The sequence below is a fragment of the Mesorhizobium sp. M7A.F.Ca.CA.004.06.1.1 genome (assembly GCF_003999135.1).
In the GTDB taxonomy this organism is placed as follows: Bacteria; Pseudomonadota; Alphaproteobacteria; order Rhizobiales; family Rhizobiaceae; genus Mesorhizobium.
The window spans coordinates 1-2,807 of sequence record NZ_RZPQ01000755.1; the positions used below are offsets into that span (position 1 = coordinate 1).

Here is a 2,807-nt window from a genome sequence, read left to right on the forward strand (position 1 = left end):
ATGTAAATCTGCCTGGGGTCGAGGAACTGCGTGCCCGCACGCTGGCGCTCGGACCGAATGCCGGTGCCGCCGAACGCGGCACGATCCTGGCCCTGCTCGGGTCGATCGAGCGTGCGGAAATCCTGATCCATCGCATCGATGCCGAGCGCAGATCCGTAAACCGCCAAAGCGTGCTCGCCCGTGCGTCGGCACGCAAGGAAACCAGAGCAAGCCCGATGGGAGACCCAGGCCTGGTTCCGGCCGAGTAACGGTCCGCCGGACCATAACCACCTTCGTTCGGATTGCGGGTCAGGCAGGAAGACAGTCCATCCCGGTTCCGCCGGGATGGATCAGACCAACGCCAGCCTCTTCTGTAGAAAGATGCGGCTGCGGCCGATAGGGAAATCGGCGAGCGTTCCAAAGGTGACGCTGATAGACTTTGGCGGCATTCGGATTGAAGGTGTCGATCCAGGCATTCCGGCAACCGCGTGCCATGGCTTCCTGTTCGGCCGCATCCAGCATCTTGCCGGCCATATGCTGGCCGCGCAGCCGCTCATCGACCCAGAGCCATTGCACGTAGAGCCAGCCCCAGGCGGTGTAACCGGAAATGCCGGCGACGACCGCGCAATCCTCGTCGCGCACAAACACCACAAGCGCCTTCCTTTCGGATGCGCCGACATCGCCGTCGTTGAACGCCGCCAGCCTTTCGGCGAGAAAGGTAAGGTCTTCCGGCAAGGGATTTGCCGTCGTTTCAAGCGTCGTGTTCATCGCTTTTCCGAGATGGTTGCGTGTCGGCGTCGCCGCCATTGCGAAACTCTGATGCGGCAATGCCGTAGCGCTTGAGTTTGTCATAAAAGGTCTTGCGCGGTACGCCGAGCGCATCGATGGCGCCGCGCACCTCGCCACTATGGTCGCGCAGCGCGTCGCGGATGAGCTGTGCTTCGTATTGGCCGACCCGTTCGGGCAATGCTGCCGTAGGCTCCGGCGAATGCGCGGAGACCGCCCTCGTCCCATCTTCCGGACCGAGGCCGAGCGCAACACGGTCGGCAAAATGGGCAAGCTCGCGCACATTGCCTGGCCAGTCATGCGACTGGAGATGATCGCTGACCGCAGCGTTCATCTTCGCGACAGGCCGGCCGAACCGTTCTGCCGCCTTGCCCAGGAAATGCCCAAACAGCATCGGGATATCGCCGCGACGCTCGCGCAGCGGCGGGATGCGCAGCGTCACCACGTTAAGGCGAAAATACAGATCCTCGCGAAAATCACCGCGTTGGTCCGACCGCCCCAGATCGACCTTGGTCGCGGCGACGACCCTGAGATCGATGCGCCTGATGTCGTTCGAGCCAAGTGGAGTGAGGCTGCGTGTTTCGAGCACGCGCAGCAGCTTGACCTGGAGCGCCGGCGGCATGGATTCGATCTCGTCGAGAAACAGCGTGCCGCCGCTGGAATGCTCGATGCTGCCGATCCGCCGCCGCTGCGCGCCGGTGAACGCGCCCGCCTCATGGCCAAACAACTCGCTCTCGATGACCGTCTCCGGCAGCGCACCGCAATTCAGTGCCACGAAGGGTTTTGCGCGCCGTCGCCCCCATCTGTGCAGGAGGTCCGCCACCACTTCCTTGCCGGTTCCCGTTTCTCCCTCGACCAGCACATCGACGTTCATGTCGGCAATCTGGCGCAAGGTCTCGCGCAGTCGCTTGATGGCAGGAGCCTCGCCGATCAGCGGCAGGCCGTCAGTGGCGAGGGCCGCGGCTTCGCGCAGCCGCCGGTTCTCCATCACCAGCCGTCGCTTCTCACTCGCCCGTTTCAGCGCCTCGACAAGGCGCTCGCCGGCATAGGGTTTCGAGATGAAATCGTAGACACCGTCCTTGAGCGCGGCCACTGCGAGATCGACGTCGCCATGGCCGGTGACCAGGATCACGGGTATGTCCGGGTCGATCGCCTTGATGCGATCGAACAGCTGCAGCCCGTTCATGCCCGGCATGCGGATGTCGCTGACCACCACGCCTTCAAAGGTCCTGTCGACAACGGCAAGCGCTGCCTCGGCGGCGTCGCGCGCGACCACAGCGAAGCCGGCAAGCTCGAGCAATTGCGTTGTGGCGTGCAGCAGGTCCGCATCGTCGTCGACGAGCGCCACCAGCCCTGATCCCTCAATCATTCAATTCGCCTCAAATCGATGGTGAAGGATGCGCCGATGCCATTGCCGGGATCGAGCCGCAGCGTGCCGCCCAATTCCTGGGCGATCTCCTGCGAGATCACCAGCCCGAGGCCAAGCCCCTTCTCCTTGGTGGTCTGGAACGGCATGAACAGATTGCCGGCTGCTTCCGGGCCGAGACCTGGGCCGTTGTCGCGCACCGAAATCAGCACCCTGTCGTCGTGCTCGGCAAGTTGGATCTCTATGCGGGGATCGGGCTGGTCCTTCATAGCGTCCAGCGCATTCTGCAACAGATTGACCAGGATCTGTTCCAGCCGGATGCGGCTGGCCATGACCACCGGCGAGGCATTGCCGCGCGGCTTGACGATGGTCACGCCGGAATCACGGATGCGGCCCGACAGCAGCGACAGCGCGCCATCAATTGCCTCGCGCACCGGCAGCGGCGAAGCGGCAACCCCGGGTCGACGGGCGAAAGTACGCAAGGTGCCGGTGATCGCGCCGATGCGCTCGGTCATCGACACGATCGACGTCAGATTGCCGCTGGCCGGTTCGGTTTTGCCGGTTTCGAGAAAGCGGCCCGCATTCTCGGCATAGGTGCGGATAGCGGCGACCGGCTGGTTGATCTCGTGCGCCACGCCGGCGGCGATTTGGCCGAGGATGGAAAGCCGGTTGGCCT

Annotated in this window: 2 protein-coding genes and 2 pseudogenes; 1 reads left to right on the top strand and 3 read right to left on the bottom strand. The window is 63.9% G+C overall.

Translation table 11 applies throughout. The features are described from left to right. Positions 1-248, top strand: a pseudogene (locus EN906_RS29605) (Na/Pi cotransporter family protein); the annotation flags it as partial. An 81-nt stretch (positions 249-329) separates the two neighbouring features. On the opposite strand, the pseudogene EN906_RS29610 reads toward EN906_RS29605, so the two are convergent. The 3 genes and pseudogenes from EN906_RS29610 to EN906_RS29620 form a co-directional block, all read right to left on the bottom strand. Continuing rightward, positions 330-747: pseudogene (locus EN906_RS29610) on the bottom strand (GNAT family N-acetyltransferase). Further along, positions 731-2,134, bottom strand: a complete 1,404-nt coding sequence (locus EN906_RS29615) for a sigma-54 dependent transcriptional regulator (protein WP_127271088.1) — start codon at positions 2,132-2,134, stop codon at positions 731-733. Before EN906_RS29615 ends, EN906_RS29610 begins: the two are co-directional and overlap by 17 nt. Beyond that, positions 2,131-2,807: ATP-binding protein (locus tag EN906_RS29620; protein ID WP_164777452.1), on the bottom strand; the 677-nt coding region annotated here is incomplete at its 5' end. The genes EN906_RS29615 and EN906_RS29620, both read right to left, overlap by 4 nt.

Excerpts from the sequence above, each read along its gene's own strand:
- EN906_RS29615 (WP_127271088.1), bottom strand. The coding sequence starts at position 2,134 with ATGATTGAGGGATCAGGGCTGGTGGCGCTCGTCGACGACGATGCGGAC.